A 17334-nucleotide genomic window follows, 5' to 3' on the forward strand; every position below is an offset into this window, starting at 1 on the left:
TAGCTGAAACAGCGATATTTGCTAGGTTTATTACTACTCTGTGTCGGCTAAATGTAGCCTAGAATTGTGCCCAGGACAAGATTAAAGTCGTCTCTTATATTGTTTTGTACATCAACAATATAGGACTTTTGTTGGTTTTTGGGTACTGAGTTGGTATTTATTTGATGGACACGAAGTAAACTAACAAAAAGCCTTAATACTATACTCGTCTCCTTTCTTAATTCTATGCTCTACTATGAAGCATTTTTTTTCTTCCAGTCCTAATATCTATTTTCAATAGATGATATAATATCTTGTAACCTAACAAATACCGTACTTATAAACTGGAACATTACAACAAATCAGTGCAATGTATAAGACTTTATTAATTGAATATTAAAACTTTCATTTTAAAAAAATGCAGTATTTAATTACAAAAAATGAACTTTTTGTGTTAGTTTTGGATTGTTGTAATTAAATACTGAGAATTTTAAAAATGAAATTAGAACAAATAGCTAGCCTTAGAACAGGGGTAACTTTTCGGGAAGGGGTAAAACAAAAAGAAGATGGAGATACCTATCTAATACAGATGAAAGATGTATCAGAGGACTTTAAACGCTTTGAAAACTCTATTCGAGTGGATGGCTCAATATTTAAGCCTAAGCATTTTTTAAAACAAAAAGATATTTTGTTTATAGCTAAAGGTCAACATAATAAAGCCATTCTATATGATAAGGGATATGAAAAAGCTTGTGGGCTTTCTCTATTTATAATTATTCACCCAAATCAAGAGATGGTATTGCCAGAATATTTAGTTTGGTATTTGAATCAATCAATGGCTCAACGGCAACTAGAACGATTCAAAGAAGGAACAGCTACAACAAGTATTGGTATAAAAAGCTTAAAGGGGTTAGAAATTACTTTGCCTCCTTTAGTTGAGCAAGAGAAATTGGTTGAACTCATTAAGTTGAAAGATAGGGAGGAGGCAATATTGGAACAAATAAAAGAAAAAAGATTATTTATCATTAATTCATTAATAAAACTAAAAATTATTCAACATGATTAGAATTTCACTTACCGACTTCATGAATTTTGTTACAAATTTGGGCTCTAAAAGGCAAAAAAAAGTAACGGAACTAATCCAGCGTGGGAGCTATGAATCCTACAAGGATTTTTATAAAAAGCTGAGAGAGGCTATTATAGGGATGCATCGAAACTCAAAAACACCAAAAACCCTAAATAACATTCTTCCATCTTTAACTGATGCTAAAAAAATAGGCGTTTATCCGAACCTTATTGCTGCCTACATTCGCTTTATTGGAAGAAAAAAGATGGATTGGATTGATCCTCCAAGGGCGACATGGGAGTACAAACAATTAAGGGTGAAAATTAATCCTGAACTGGGTTTGAGGTTTAGAGCTAAGAAAAGTGCTCCTGTTAAAGATTATATTATTAAATTGCATTTGAAGAAGGAAAAACTAGAGAAGGACAAGGCAGCTTTGTTTTTGTTCTTGATGGAAAACGAGTTGAGGCATCAGAGTAGTAATGAAGTGGAATACTGTGTTTTAGATGTATCAAGAAAAAAACTTTTCTTGAGCAGTAACTTCAAAAAAGATTGTATGCCTGTATTGAAAGGAGATGCGGAAAGCCTTATCTCTATTTGGAATGATTTAACACAAACTATATAACAAGAATTAGAATGAGCCAAAGACCAACACAATCAGAAATCAATAATGCTTTATGGAAAGCTTGCGACACCTTTAGGGGTGTCGTTGATCCTGATGATTATAAAAATTATATCCTAGAGTTTATGTTTCTCAAATATCTAAGTGATAAATGGAGAGATACTTATGCCCAAATGAAAGAACAATATGGAGATAATGAAGAGTTAATTGCTCGTAAGATGAGTCGCCAACCTTATCAACTTCCTGAAGGATGTAGTTTTTATGATTTGGTTGATAATATGGACCAGTCTGATTTGGGTGAACGAATTAATAAGATTGTAGCAAAGATAGAAGATGAGAACAAGCAAAAATTAGAGGGTGTTTTTAATGCTGATTTTAATTCCAATAAAATAGGAGATGAGCGGAGTAAAAACGAACGCTTGAAAAATTTAATTAATGACTTCAACGATCCAAAATTAGATTTTCGTCCTTCTGTTATTGGTAGTGTGGATATTATTGGGGATTCATATATGTACTTAATAGAGCGTTTTGCTTCTGGATCTGGTAAAAAAGGTGGGGAATTTTTTACGCCTCATAATATCTCTGTACTCTTAGCTAAATTGATGCAGCCTAAGGCAGGAAGTCGTATTTGTGACCCTACTTGTGGTTCTGGTTCTTTATTGATAACCGTTGCCGATGAAGTCAAAGATGCTGAAGGTAAGAAGAGCAAAGACTTCGCTTTGTATGCTCAAGAGAGTAACCGTAACACTTGGGCATTGTGTAAAATGAATATGTTCTTACACAATATGGACGATGCTCATACAGCTTGGGGAGATACTATCCGTAATCCTAAACATATTGAAGGAGACAAGCTCAAAACTTTTGATGTTGTCGTTGCGAATCCTCCTTTTAGCTTGGATAAGTGGGGGGCGGATAGTGCAGCGAATGATATATTCAACCGTTTTACAATGGGTGTACCTCCTAAGTCTAAGGGGGATTATGCTTTTATTTCTCACATGATTGCTTCTGCTCATCATGGAAGCGGCAAAGTTGGTGTGATAGTACCACACGGAGTCTTATTTAGAGGTAGTAGCGAAGGTAAGATTCGTAAACAGTTGATTGAGAACAATTATTTAGAAGCGGTTATAGGTTTACCTCAAAATCTTTTCTTTGGTACAGGTATTCCTGCTGCTATCTTGGTTTTCAATAAAGGGAAAGCTAATACAGATGTGCTCTTTGTGGATGCTAGTAATGAATATATTGGAGGAAAAAACCAAAATGAATTAGGTGAAGAACACGTCCAAAAAGTAGTGAAGGTGTATAACCAATTCAAAGAAGGTGCTGCTATTAATGAAGGAGAAGGTGCTGTCTTAATAGATAAGTTTGCTTATAGAGCTACTTATGATGATTTATTAGAGAATGATTTTAATCTTAATATTCCTCGCTATGTAGATACCTTTGAAGAAGAAGAACCTGTAAATATTGCAGAGACTCAAAAAGAAATTGAAACATTAGAAAACGAGCTAACTGATATTCGTTCTCAAATGAGTCAATATTTGAAAGAACTAAATCTCATCTAAACCATGCTAATGACTGAAATAAAACAAGGGTACAAGAAAACTAAGTTAGGTTGGATTCCTGAGGATTGGAAAGTAGTTAAACTTGGAGAAATTGGAGAATTCAAAAATGGTGTTAATAAATCTAAAGAAGATTTTGGAAAAGGTTCTCCTTTTGTAAATCTTATGGATGTTTTTGGGAAGACTTCTCTCAATAGAGAGAATTTTGGGTTAGTAAATGTTACCTCTAAGGAAATTGAAAATTATAATCTAAAAAAAGGGGATGTCCTTTTTGTTAGGTCTTCTGTAAAACCAATAGGTGTAGGAGTAACAACGTTAGTTGAAGAGGATTTATATCAGACTGTTTATAGTGGGTTTTTAATCCGATTCAGAGAAAGAGAGAACATAATAGCTAATCCGTATAAAAAATATTGTTTTTATGAAGATAAATTCAGAAACTCTCTGATTATAAGAAGTTCTGTAAGTGCTAATACTAATATAAATCAGGATAACTTAACAAAATTAGTACTTCCTCTCCCCCCTATACCAGAACAGAAAAAGATAGCTCAAATCCTATCTACATGGGATAAAGCCATAAAAAAGACAAAGCAGCTCCTTGAGCAGAAAAAGCTCATCAAGAAAGGCTTGATGCAGAAGTTGTTTAGTCAGAAACTTAGATTTAAAGATGATAATGGGAATGAATTTCCTCAGTGGCAAAAAAAACGATTTGGAGAAATCACTTCAAAGTTTTCAAGACGGAATAAGAATTTGATAGATGCACAAGTTTATTCTGTGACGAATACTGATGGATTTGTATTACAAACGACTCATTTTAGTAAAGAGGTTGCAGGGAGTGATTTATCCAACTATAAGATTATCAAAAGAAATGAATTTGCTTACAACCCTGCAAGAATTAATGTTGGGTCAATTGCTTATTTTGAAGAAGAGGTTGGAGTTATTAGCTCTTTATATGTTTGCTTTAAAACTAATGAATTGGTATTAGATTCTTTCTTTAATTATTTGCTTGATTTAGATTATTCAAAATATCAAATTTCTAAACTTGGAGAAGGTGGAGTTAGAGTTTATTTGTGGTATGATTTATTTGCAAGAATAAAATGCTCAATTCCTTCGATGGAAGAACAAATAAAAATAGTAGCAGCACTTGATTCTTTTGTAGCAGAAATTAAAACTCTTGAAAACCAGTTAGCCAAATATGAAGAGCAAAAGAAAGGCTTAATGCAGCAGTTATTGACTGGAGCTACTAGAGTGAAAGAGTAAATCCCAATGCAACAGCAACATTAGTTGAAGAATAAAAATGTCCTAAAATGAACCAGAAGTCCTCTCCAGAAAAATTAAAAAAGTTAGCTGAAGATTTTTATGATAAATCATCTAATCTTGAACTAGATTATTTGCAATCCATAGCCAATGCTGAAGGTATTATTATGGAGATTTATGAAGGTAGATACCTTTTAGAACTACTCCAAAATAGTCGAGATGCTGCCATGTTAAATAATCAAGCAGGGTTAATAAAAGTAAGGTTGTATAATAATGTATTAGAGATTGCTAATACAGGACTTCCATTCAGTTTAGATGGCTATAAAAGTATTATTAAGGTTGGGGATAGTAGTAAGCAATCAAGTGATTTTATAGGGCATAAAGGACTTGGCTTTAAGTCTGTTGTTCAAATTAGTGATAATCCCAAGATTGTAACACAAGATGGATGTTTGTTTTTTGATAAAACTCAAGTTCAGAAACAGCCTAGAATAAGAAAGTTAAGAGCAAAACTTGATGACATTCCTCTATTCTTCTTTCCTCAATATACTTCCTCAAACATCTCGAATGAAGAACATTTTAAAGGATATACAACACTTGTCAAGCTGCCTTTAAGAAATGGTATTACAATGGAAGATGTCGCCAATGACTTTGAGTTGATACAAGCTGACCAGTTAATTCTACTTGGCTTTCTTAAAGAAATTGAATTCCAAAGCGATTTTTATCAGAACAAAATAGAGATTAGTGAGACTCAAAACGCTATAACAGTAAGTGATAAAACAGGACTTAAGAAATTTAAAGTATATGAACCGAAAAGAGAACTAAGCATTCCTAATTGGTTATACAGAAAACTTGAACCTAAAGAACAGAAGTTATTTGAGTCTAATAGGACACTAGAAGTTAAAATTGTTTTATCCTTAGAGGAGAATAACAAAGTTTTGCTCGAACAGGAACCTAAATTGTATTTATTCTATCCTTTAGAAATTACATCAGGTTTTCAATTTATTCTTCACGCATACTTTTCTGTTGACCCACAAAGGAAAGGGTTGAGAAAGACAGAATTGAACAATTTTTTACTTTCTCAGATAGCAAAGTTTATTGTAGGGGACTTTTTGACTTCAATCAAACAGGACTTTCCTAAGCAAGTTGTGGAGATTCTTTCTTTTGAGAAGAATAAAGATGCTGGCTTGGATAGGTTCTATAATGAACTAATAAACTTATTGAGAAATACCCCATTTATCTATGATGAGGTGTCCAATACTTTTTACACACCTAGACAAGTTTATATTGCAAACCCTAAGCAAGTGGAGGTCTTTTCTGATAGAGTATTCAATAATAAAAGACTTATTGTTTTTGATGATAAAATCTCAAATTGGCTTTCTGAGGTAATTAACGTCCAAAAGTTAAATGTGAGAAATATGTTACTCCATATTGAAGAGTACTGTAGCAATCACATAGGAGATAAAAGTTTTTTTAATCGGTTCTACAAATATGTAGCAGAAAGTAGATTTCGATTTACTCAGAAGAAAGTCCTTGTCACTCCATTTAATACACTCCTATCCAGTAACGATAATTATGTATTTGCAAGAGACAGGTATGATACTCTGGAATTATCTCAAGAGCTTTCAAAATATGTTACATTCCTCCACCCAGAAATTAACCTTGACAAGCATAAGAATGATGCGATAGAATATTTAGGGATTCGAGAGTTTAATACAAGAAACATTGTAACAAGATTACTGCAAGATGTATTTCCAGAAGAACCATTATTAAGAAGGGAGATTATTCTTAATATTAAAAAACTACCAAGAGAAAATATACCGAAAGAAATTGTTTACAAAAACATTCTGCTTCCTGTTAAAGGCAAGGAAGAATGGATTTCTCCCTTGTATAACCCTGTATATTTTGAGGATGAAGTATTAACAACTCTTTTCCCCAAGGGCAATTTTATTGACTTAGAGAGAATAGGACTTACAGGCGATGAAGCTGATAGAGCTTTTTTGAAATTGTTATTAGTTTGGGATTGCCCTGCAATATATCTAATAGAAGAGCATACTGTTCCTAAAGAGGATTGGAATAGAAATAAAATGTTTGAAAAATTAACCTCTTTGAACACCTATCCTTTTACAACATTCAATGATAGATTTATAGATGTGCCTGATGAGTATATTCCTGACTATTATAAATTAGTCAAAGAGAATTGGGATTTATATAATGAGTTTGCAAGGAGAATAGAATTGCCCAAGATGCGATGTAAGTCCAAGGATTCTTATAAAAGAACGATAGAGCACTCTCTAGGATATTGTCATTTCTTATTCTTTTTAAGAAAAGAAAAGTGGATTTCGCTTGACAGCAGTACAAAGGGTTTGTCAGTTAGTGATGTCGTCGGAATCAACCCTCTGGACTATTCGAGAGGTTCTAAAAAGATTCTTAAAGAATATTTGCCTCTGACAAAACTCTCAGCAGAAACAGATAAAGTATTTATTCAAAACTTGCGAATTATTCATTTGCAAGCAATTTATCCTGATTGGCATGATAGTACAATTCGCAACTATGCTAACTTGCTTATATTTATCAAAGAGAAGTTTTCTGAGGAACTTTTGGATAAGAAATTTATTAGGTTTTATAATCTAATTTTAGGATATGTTTTTGATGCTTTTGATTATTTAGGTGGATTTGAAAATCATCAGACAGAATTATTAGAAGAGTTAGAAAAAGTTGAGTTTTTGTGTGTTGATAGTACTGATAAAGAGAACCCAGTCTATAAATGGCAAAAACCAAATTCTATTTTATACAATGATGATAATAGTCTTTATGAGTCTCTCCCTGATGATATTCACGAGTTAGTGCAGCCTGTTTTTACTAAAAGGGATAGAAATAAATTTGGTAGAATAGCTAGAGTAATTGGTCGTTCTCTGAAAAAGAACATTTCAACAACATTAGTTTCTGAACCTAAATCTCAAGGGATTTTTCTTTTAAACAAATTCCCCACTTTGGCTTTGCTTGCAGCATTGTTTGAATCAAAAATGACAAAAGCAATCTCACAAAAACAACTAGAAACAATAAAGAAGGCAAGATGGATAAGCCAAGAAGAAATTATTGTTGAATTGACGATTAATATAGATGAAACTCCAACATCAATCCCAACTCATCCAGAGTGGTTTGTAAGTAGTAATAAGAACGGAACTTTCGTCTTGGTCAATGAGAGTGTCTCTATGGATAATAGAACCTTTCCGTTAGACTTACAATGCTTAAAAAGTTTATTTGAAGAAGTAATTGGGGTGGAAGTAGAATCTTTTGAACTCTATGCTGAAAAGCTCTTAGACTCATCTTCTAACATCCCTAGAAATGTCCTTTTTAACGAGTTTGATATTTCTGCTCATCGTATAGAGGAAATATTAGAAATATTAAAAGATAGAGTTTATACCCCAATGCAACAATTTTGGGATGCTATTCTTCTCTCACTCAATGTCGAACTAGGAAAAAATGTTGAAATTCCTGAAGAAAAAAGTGACTTATGGAGTTTTTTGACACCGTACTTAGCCTCTTTTATTTCGGAAGAAGAATTCACCTTATTCAGTAATGAATTTGATTATGAGGAATACAGCAAGAAATCAAATATGCCATTAATCAAAGACCTATTGGATAGCTTTTCCATTAAGGTCTCCGATTTTAATCAGCATTCTATTGATAACATAGACTTTCGCTCCTTGTTTGTTAGGTCAGTTCGTCAACTAAAGAATAAGAAAGAAGATTTGTTTAAAAAATGGTTATATCAGCAAGTCGGACATAATACAAACTATCAACATTTGCGTTACAAGTTTTTAGGAATGCTTCATAGGTATGATAACAAGTTTGAGGGTAACATCTCGATAGATAAGCTAGATTGGAATATAGAAGGTAGTCTCAATAAATATTTGAATGAACTCTATCCAGAACTTACAATTAATTTATCAAGTATCGAAATAAATGAGGAACACTCGCCAATTTATTACTATAATGAAAATAGGCAAACCTTTAAAAAACTGCTTCTCGCAAAAGGACTTAAAGTTGAATTTATTGATGATTTTTTAGCTGAAGAATCAAGGAAGTCTGTTTTATACTTCTTTATTCCTAATGACTTTGTAGAGTTGTATGAAAGCTATTACCCCAATATGCCAACAGGAGGCGAAAGTGCTCCTGATGATGGAGATGATGAAATAGACTACTCAGACCCATTCTCGGATGACGATATAACTGAAACTGAGGTGACAGAAGTGGAGATAAATGAAGATGGAGATATTGAGGATGATGACACAACAAGTGGTACAGGAGGAAGGGGGAAAGGACGAGGAAATCAACCAACCCAAAAGATTAAAGATTTGATAGGGTTTAGAGGGGAGCTATTTACCTATAAAAAATTAGTTCAAAAGTATGGAGAAGAGAAGGTGAAATGGGTTTCAAAGAATGGCGAGAAAGCAGGGAAAGTAGTAGAGGGTAATGATTACTTAGGGTATGATATGAAGTACTATGATGAGAATGATGATGAGAAGTTTGTTGAAGTAAAAGCAACTTCAAGTTTATTCCCTGGCTTTTATATAAGTCATGAAGAAATGAAGTTTGGAGTAAGAAATAAAGAAGATTATGAAATTTGGCTCATTCTTAACGTCCTTGATGAAAAGAACTTAAGTGCTCTAAAGATGCCTCAAGCATTCATTTTTAACAACAATGAAAACTTTCTTAAAAACTCTAAGTTTTTTGCTAGAGCAAATAACTACAAGGTTAGGTTAAAAACATAATATATGTCATACTCAGAATTTATAGACTCTCAGCTTCCTGCTTTGAAGTTGTTGAGAAAACTAGGTTATCAATATTTATCTCCAAAGCAGGTAGATCAACAACGTGGTGATTTAAAGTCTAATATCTTGTTAGAAGATATACTTGCCAAGCAATTAGAAAAAATGAACGCTTTTGAGTTTAGAGGAAAGGAGTATCCTTTTTCGAAAGCAAACATTCAGAATGCCATTAATGAGCTAAAGAATATACCCAATGAAGGTTTGAATACAACCAATCAGAAGATATTTGAGTTGTTGGCTTTGGGGAAGAGTTATGAAGAGTTGGTTAATGGACAAAAGAAGAGTTTTACCCTTCAGTTTATTGATTGGAAGAATGTTCATAACAATGTCTTTCATATGACAGAGGAGATGACAGTAAATGGGTTGAAAGAAAATAGAAGACCTGATCTTGTTTTATTTGTCAATGGGATTCCTTTTGTTATAATTGAAAATAAGAGAAGAGATAAAAACCATTCCATAGATGAAGCTATCTCTCAGCATTTAAGAAACCAAAAAGAGGACATCGGCATTCCTAAGTTGTTTTATTATGCTCAAATTTTGCTTTCTGTAGAGCCTAACCATGTGAAGTATGCCACAACAGGTACACCAAGGAAGTTTTGGTCGGTCTGGAAAGAAGAAGGCTTGGAGGCTCCTGTCCAAAAAATTATTAATCAAAGCCTAAATGGTATTGGAGCAGAAGACCGATTGCCGACTGAGCAAGATAGAAGTTTGTACGCTATCTGTCAAATAGAACGAATGATGGACTTGATTTGCAAGTTCGTTGTCTTTGATGGGAAGATTAAGAAAATAGCTCGTTATCAACAGTATTTTGCGATCAAGGCGACCATGCAAAGAATTAGAGCACAAGAGACGAATGGCAAGCGAAATGGAGGCGTTATTTGGCATACCCAAGGAAGTGGGAAGTCATTGACAATGGTCATGTTGTCTAAATCTATTAAGTTAGATGAATCCATTCGTAAATCAAGAATTGTTGTAGTAACAGACCGTATTAGTTTGGATAAGCAAATACATAAAACCTTTGAGCAATGTGGTATTTTGAGTTTAAAGAAAGCGGCTTCTGGAGATGATTTGGGACAGGCTATTGAAAATGATTCAATAGAAGTGATTACAACGATTACTGATAAGTTTGACTCAGCACTAAAGAAGGCTAACTACAAGAATGATTCCGCTAATATTTTTGTACTCATTGATGAAAGCCATAGAAGCCAATATGGAAGGAATCATGCTCGAATGAAACAGATGTTACCCAATGCTTGTTACTTAGGGTTTACTGGTACGCCATTGATGAAGAAGGAAAAGAGTACTGCTAATAAGTTTGGTGGGTTCATTCACAAATATACGATAGATCAAGCCGTTCAAGATGGAGCGGTTTTACCACTATTGTATGAGGGGAGAAGTGCTAAGTTGAGTATTAATAAGAAACAACTAGATAGAGGTTTTGATCGGGTGATGGAATCGCTCCCAGACTATGCAACAGAAGAAGATATTGCTCAATTCAAGAAAAGAAACGCAAGGGTATCTAAGCTTTATGAATCCCAACAGGTCGTAGAAGAAATTGCAGAAGATATTTCTGAGCACTATTGCAAAAACTGGCAAGGAGGAGTTTTTAAGGCTCAATTAGCTGTACCAAAAATCGAAACTGCAATCCGTTATCAGAAGTATTTTGAATCTCAGACTAATCCTAAGCTAAAGATAAACACAAGAGTTATTTTTACTCCTCCTGATTCAAGAGCAGGATATGAGGATGTATGGCAAGAAGCTGATGATGCTAGCAAACGTTATTGGAAAGGCTTGATGGAAAAATATGGCAATCAGGAAGCCTATGAAAAGGATTCGATAGACAAGTTCAAAGATGAAGGAATTGAAGTTGAATTATTGATTGTTGTAAGTAAATTATTGACAGGTTTTGATGCTCCGAGAAACACTATTTTGTATCTAGCCAAGCCTCTTTCAGATCATACCTTACTTCAAGCAATTGCTAGAGTAAATCGTCTTTTTGAGGGGAAAGAGCACGGTTATATTATTGACTATGTCGGTATATTAGGTAAACTTGATAAAGCCTTGAATCAATATTCAAGTTTTGAAGGTTTTGATGAAAAAGATTTAGAAGGGACTTTAACCAATGTATTGGAGGAGGTTCGCAAAATTCCTCAACATCATACCAACCTTTGGCAAGTCTTTGAAGGGGTGAACCAAAAGGATAAGGAGGCGATGGAACGATACTTGTTCCCTCAAAACATTAGAGATACTTTTTACAAACGTTTATCGGTCTTTGCTCGTAGTTTACAGGCTGCTTTTTCTACAGATGAATTCTACAAAGAATATAATGAAGCTCAAATTGAGAAATGGAGAGTTGATTTAAAATTCTTTGCAAAGATGAAAGAAAGTATCAAAATTCGATACAATGAAAAAGTAGATTTCAGAGAATATGAAGCGAGAGTAAAGAAACTACTTGATACGCATGTTGGAGTTGAAGATGTATATGTCATGAATGAAGCTATTGACATTTTTGATGAGGAGCTTCGTGAAGAAGAAGTTTTAAAATCAGGAGGGAATCCTGCTTCATTAGCAGATACTATTGCACACAAACTGAAGAAAACAATCACAGAGAGAATGGATGAAGATCCTGTTTTCAACATGAAGTTTTCTGAATTAATCCAAGAGGTCATCAATGCATTTCATGAAGGGCGATTGCGGGCTGCGGAGTTCCTGAAAAAAGTAATTGATATTCGTAATGAATATAAATCTGGTGCTGAGAATAAGATGCCTTTGGCTATTCAGGACAATCCTAAAGCTAGAGCTTTTTATGGTGCTGTAATGAAAGTACTAGAAGAAAGAGAAGATGATAACAACCACTCAGAGGATAAAATTGCTGAGGGAGGTGTAGAGATAGCTAAAACAGTAGAGCAAATTGCTACAGTAGATTGGAAAAACAATCCTAATAAGCCAAATGAAATAGCTGATGCAATCGAGGATTATCTTTTAATCAAACAAGATGCTTTGGGTGTAAAATTATCCTTCAATGAAATTGATGAAATTATTCGTTTATCCTTAAAAATTGCGAAAGCCAACTATTAATGCACAAAGTAGCATACGGAACAGAAGATATTGAATTTAAGGTTGCCTTCTCTGATAGAAAGACATTGGAAATAAGTGTGCTCCCTGATGCAACGGTAGAAGTTGTTGCACCTCAAGAAGCAAACTTAGAAAGGATTAAACAGAAGGTATTAAAACGTGGTTATTGGATCTTAGAACAAAAACGATTCTTCATGTCTCTTCATCCATACGAAGCTGAGAAAGAGTACGTCAATGGAGAAACGCACTTTTATATTGGAAGGCGTTATCGTTTGAAGATAATCGAGGGTTCTGCTTCTTCTGTGAAGCTTAAGGGAAAATTTATTGAGGTTATTACTCCTGATAAAGAAAAAACTTCAAAAATTAAGCAACAGCTTCATAATTGGTATAAGCTTCAAGGAAAACGAAGGTTTGAAGAGCGACTGAAAGTAAATTATAATAAAATAAAGGTTGAAGGTATTGCCTTCCCAAAACTTACAATTAGAGTATTACACAAGCGTTGGGGAAGTTGTACGAAACATGGAATTACACTCAATCTAAATCTAATCAAAGCGCCAGTTTATTGTATTGATTACGTTATCATGCACGAGCTTTGTCATTTGAAAGTGCCGAATCATTCTCCTGCTTTTTATAAGCTGAAGGAGAAATATATGGTTGATTGGAAGGAGAGGAAGCTAGTACTAGAAGGAGTTAGGTAATCTTATTAAGTGCCAATTTCCCATATCCAGCAATCCTTCTGGTCTGGACCAAAAGATTCACTACTAAAAATTACCTTTTTGTTTACTAAGTTTTTTGTATCTTGGCTAGAATATAATTTCTATTAAAAAAAGCTATTTTAAAACCATGAGAGAATTGTCACCTAGTTTAATAAAGGATTTAAAAGAATTACAAGATCAAATAAATGCATTTGTTTTGGCAATAAATGCAAATCCTAAAAATGTTTCAAAATATAGTTTGCCGTTAGAGAAATACAAGAGTGCTCTAGCTAATATAAAGCAAGTTTTATCAGAAGGGAGTAAAAAACATTTGTTAGGTTGCTCTGTTCACTCTATGAAGGTACTTACTCCAGCTTCTGGATTTTCTAGGTTCTCAACATTTGAAGTACAATTGGCTTTGGAGATGAGAAGTCGTTGTGATCTAACAACTAAAAGTATTCAAATTGTTTATAAGAAAGGAAAAAAAGAAACTCCCTCTACAAAAACTATTTGGGAGGAATACAAAAAAGAAACCTTAACTATTAAGGATGTATTATGGAGTGATGAAAATAATGCTGTAGTAACTATTAGTGTTGATTTTGGTACAGATGATATTTCAGTGGGGAGTGCAACACTTGCACTAGATGATTACTTTTGTAAAGTACAATATATCTTATCTACAAAGATAAAGTTATCTACTAAAGAAGAGGCTAAAAAAACAGTTAACAACTACAAATGGTTAACAACAAACCAATATATTAAGGAAGAGGACGAAGAACTATTAAAGACATTATGTCCGAATCTGGCAACAACAGAAAATACAAACCAAACTAAGGTGTATTTTGATTTAAGTAGTTTAATTGAAGAATTAAATGCTAATCCTATTTTTGAGGCAATCAAAGAAGAAGATTATACCACTTTGAAACCTTCAATATTGAAGGATAAAAGGAAAACTTATCAAACAAATTTGGATGCTCTTGTGAGGATAGAAGAGAAACAAGTTTCTAATACAGAAACCTTAGAAGGTTTAGAGACTAATTATACAGGAAAGGAAGAGTTTAAAAAAGATATCTTTGGAGAAGGTTACTTGAAACAGATAGAGCAGAGTAAGGTATTAATCTTACTATTGAGGGAAAAGAGTTTATTGTTTAGGCAGGCAATTCAAAATATTAATTTAGAGCTCAAAAAAAGGTGCATTCCTGAAGAAATGCTTAATACAATTGCTCAATTAAATACACTTAAAGAGGAATCGTTAAATGGATTGGATCGTTGGATTGAAAAATTTGAAAGCTATGAGAGAGAAGAATTGGTATTCGAAGAAATAAAAGTGGCATTGGGAGAAGTTACCAAGTATAATACAAAAGTACTTGGCGATTGGGATCAAGCATTTACTAATTGTACTAATTTACTTGAATCTATGCTCACTAATGGAACTATTGATGGAGATGATATAAACTATAAAGAGTGGCGAAGAGAGGAATATGTTCCTTTTAAAAGTTTTAAGAAAACTATTGAATCAAAGCAAGAAAAAATCTTATTTTTTACGGATAAATATAAGAGGGTTATAGATAAAACAGGGGGTGATGGAGTATTAGAATATGAAGTAGATGAGAATAAACCATCCCAAAGTGAAACAGTTAAGTTTGAAAAATATGATGATAGTAAATTAGCTTATGAAGATGAAACAGGAAAAGATCTATTTGTGGACGGTGCAAGCCCAGAAGATGTAAAACAGGGTGAATTAGGGGACTGTTATTTAATGTCAGCTCTAGTATCTTTAGCAAAAGGGGGGAGTAATAAGTTTTTAAAGGAAATGATAGAGGACAAAGGGGATATTTGTATAGTTACTTTGTATCAGAATGGTTTACCTATAAAAGTTGAAGTTGATAAAAAGCTATTGGTAAGAAAAAAGGCATCAAAAAGCATTACTAAAAGTGCAGGAATTAATGATATTGTTTTGTATGATTATGATCATTTTTTAGCAAACCATGAAGATGAGTTATGGGTTGCAATAATAGAGAAAGCGTATGCTAAATTGTTAACTGAAGATGATACAGATAAAGGTGGGGATTATACTAAGATAATAGGAGGTACTGCCGCTAGTGCATTGAAAACTCTGTTAGGAAATAGAGTATCTTCGCCAATAACTCTATATTTAGATGATAAAGGGGGAATTACAAATACCCCAACAGATATTGCAATTGATAACCCTATTGATTTATCAAAGATTGATTTAAATATATTGAAAAAGGTTTTGATGTCTGCATCTGCTAATGATTATGAGATTTCATTGTCATCACCAGAAACTTTTAATGGGGTCGGTGGTTTAACCCATGATCATATTTTAGCTCTGGGAAATAGCAAATATATGAGTTTTAGACATGCTTATTCTGTTATTGGGGCAACTTCAGGATCTGTGAAAGCACAAAATCCTCATGGTGATAGGAACACAGATTTATCAATTTTTGATAAAGAGGTAAATGATACCATGAAAGAACTGAAAGAAACAAATGATTTAATAAAATCAAAGGTAAAAGAAGAAAAACAATTTTCGAATGACCTAAAGACTCAGGTAGATGAATTAATGAAAAAACTCTCTGCAGAAGATATTTTTGGTAAAAAACTCTCTGTTGTAATTGAAAAGTGGGGAGTTTTGACATCTAAAGGAATTGTAGAAAACTCTGATTTTTGGAAAGTAAAAAAATGGAATCTTTATGAAGATTGGTTGAAAACACTAGAACGAATAATGAAGAAAGATATAGGAAAAGGGTTTGTGTTTAGAAAAATTAATATAAAAGCAGTACAAGATTTAAGCTATTCAACGTTAAAAGAGTACTTTAATTTAATGACAATTAGTATTGTTGATTTAAAATAGTTTTTTACGGATAAGACAATACTTCGTAGAATCACCTGTAACTACTATGGTAATAAAATTTAATTTATGTAAATATTTAGTTGTATTAATTTTTACTTGGATTATTGGAGGTCATCAAAGCTTATATGCTCAAAAGGGGAGTTGGCAGCGAGTTATGATGGAAGGGGGCTTGACTACTATGGTTAATGCAAGATCTACAACAGTGAATCTTAATTTATCAGATACATTAAGCATTATTCAATACTACACAAAAAAGACTTTTACATCAATAGAAGTAGACAATGATATAATAAAATTAGAGGAAGTTGATACTGATAGTATTTATGAAGTATTAGGGGCTTATTCTAAAAAAGAGTATAACAGTATGGAGCCCCATTTCATTCTAAAACCTTATCAAATCATAAGGACAGGGAAGTTGGATAAAAAGTATCCATTTTTAGATTTTTACTATATTACTAAACAGCCTAACGAAGCCTTTTCTAAGAATATAGAAGAGGAAGACGAATTCACATATATCGCATACTACCAACGTCTTCTATATGCCAATAATTTACTGTATATCCTAGAAGTTTCTTCTAATAAAATCAAACTTCAAGAAAATACAAAAAAAGGAAATCGAATAGCAAGGTGCCAATTTAAACACTTGATCAAAGGTACAAAGATAGGAGGAGACATTGTTCGTCCTAAAATTAGGAAACTAATAGCCCAAGAGCAGCATAGTTGTAGTGTACAAAAAAAAGTTTTAGAGCAATATTTCTATTGGAATGACTATAAAAAAACTATAGATCTCTTAAAAAAATATGAGCCATGCTACAAGGATAAGAAGAAGTATAACCTAAAGTTAGGTCTCTTGTATCATAAAACACATCAAAAAGATTTAGCAAAACTGCATTGTGAAAAGTATTTAGAAGAATTATCTAAAGGGGTATCAAAGGATATCCTTAATTGTAAGAGAGCGAATGTCTATTTATTATTGGGTTTAGAAAAGGAAATGAAGGCAGCTTTGAAGAATGTAAGAGAGGATAAGTTAGGTAAAAAAGAAAAAGAAATGTTTAACTATATGAATTCCATTGAAAATATACCTTCGATTGGATTTGAAATTGAATCATTATTTGATTAATTATTTCTTAGTGTAGATCAAGTCAACAACTTCCCATACTCAGCAATCCTCCCAGCCCGATCCAAACGATTGACCACCTGCCTAGCCTTATAAAAGTCCTGGCGTTTCGCATTAATAAAATCCTTCAAAGCAAGCCCCGTAAAAGAACCCTGCATCATGCCATAAACCAAAATACGAGCCGCATAAGTTGGCTGCAGTGCTAGATCAGGCTGATTGACAAAATCCACCCGAAAGACCCGAGCCATCTTTTGATAATTCTCCTT

At 33.2% G+C, this 17334-nt stretch carries 9 protein-coding genes and 1 pseudogene; 9 read left to right on the forward strand and 1 reads right to left on the reverse strand.

What is annotated here, in order from left to right:
• The first annotated feature begins 475 nt into the window (after window positions 1-475).
• From CG11_RS24635 to CG11_RS24675, 9 genes are all read left to right on the forward strand, one after another.
• Window positions 476-1045 (forward strand): restriction endonuclease subunit S, encoded by a 570-nt coding sequence (locus CG11_RS24635; RefSeq protein WP_052599626.1) that lies wholly within the window; start codon window positions 476-478, stop codon window positions 1043-1045.
• Window positions 1038-1667, forward strand: a complete 630-nt coding sequence (locus CG11_RS24640; RefSeq protein ID WP_052599628.1) for a hypothetical protein — start codon at window positions 1038-1040, stop codon at window positions 1665-1667. The genes CG11_RS24635 and CG11_RS24640 overlap by 8 nt, the downstream gene beginning before the upstream one ends.
• Before the next feature lie 11 nt (window positions 1668-1678).
• On the forward strand, window positions 1679-3223 hold the full coding sequence (locus tag CG11_RS24645; protein ID WP_052599631.1) for a type I restriction-modification system subunit M: 1545 nt from the start codon (window positions 1679-1681) through the stop codon (window positions 3221-3223).
• Between the two features lie 9 nt (window positions 3224-3232).
• Window positions 3233-4477 carry a restriction endonuclease subunit S gene (locus tag CG11_RS24650; protein WP_063833210.1) on the forward strand — a complete coding sequence of 415 codons (1245 nt, stop codon included), beginning with the start codon at window positions 3233-3235 and terminating at the stop codon, window positions 4475-4477.
• Between the two features lie 47 nt (window positions 4478-4524).
• Window positions 4525-9249, forward strand: a complete 4725-nt coding sequence (locus tag CG11_RS24655) for a DUF3883 domain-containing protein (RefSeq protein ID WP_052599633.1) — start codon at window positions 4525-4527, stop codon at window positions 9247-9249.
• A gap of 3 nt (window positions 9250-9252) precedes the next feature.
• A complete protein-coding gene (locus tag CG11_RS24660; protein ID WP_052599634.1) occupies window positions 9253-12384 on the forward strand; it encodes a type I restriction endonuclease subunit R in 3132 nt (1043 codons plus the stop codon).
• The gene (locus tag CG11_RS24665) at window positions 12384-13079 is read left to right on the forward strand and encodes a M48 family metallopeptidase (protein WP_052599635.1); all 696 of its coding nucleotides are present in this window, start codon (window positions 12384-12386) and stop codon (window positions 13077-13079) included. Before CG11_RS24660 ends, CG11_RS24665 begins: the two co-directional genes overlap by 1 nt.
• 145 nt (window positions 13080-13224) lie before the next feature.
• A complete protein-coding gene (locus tag CG11_RS24670; protein WP_052599636.1) occupies window positions 13225-15951 on the forward strand; it encodes a C2 family cysteine protease in 2727 nt (908 codons plus the stop codon).
• Between the two features lie 46 nt (window positions 15952-15997).
• Window positions 15998-17071, forward strand: a complete 1074-nt coding sequence (locus CG11_RS24675; RefSeq protein ID WP_052599637.1) for a hypothetical protein — start codon at window positions 15998-16000, stop codon at window positions 17069-17071.
• Window positions 17072-17088: 17 nt separating this feature from the next.
• Here CG11_RS24675 and CG11_RS30485 read toward each other — a convergent pair.
• A pseudogene (locus CG11_RS30485) lies at window positions 17089-17334 on the reverse strand (hypothetical protein); the annotation flags it as partial.

The sequence above is a fragment of the Aureispira sp. CCB-QB1 genome (assembly GCF_000724545.1).
Taxonomy (GTDB): Bacteria; Bacteroidota; Bacteroidia; order Chitinophagales; family Saprospiraceae; genus Aureispira.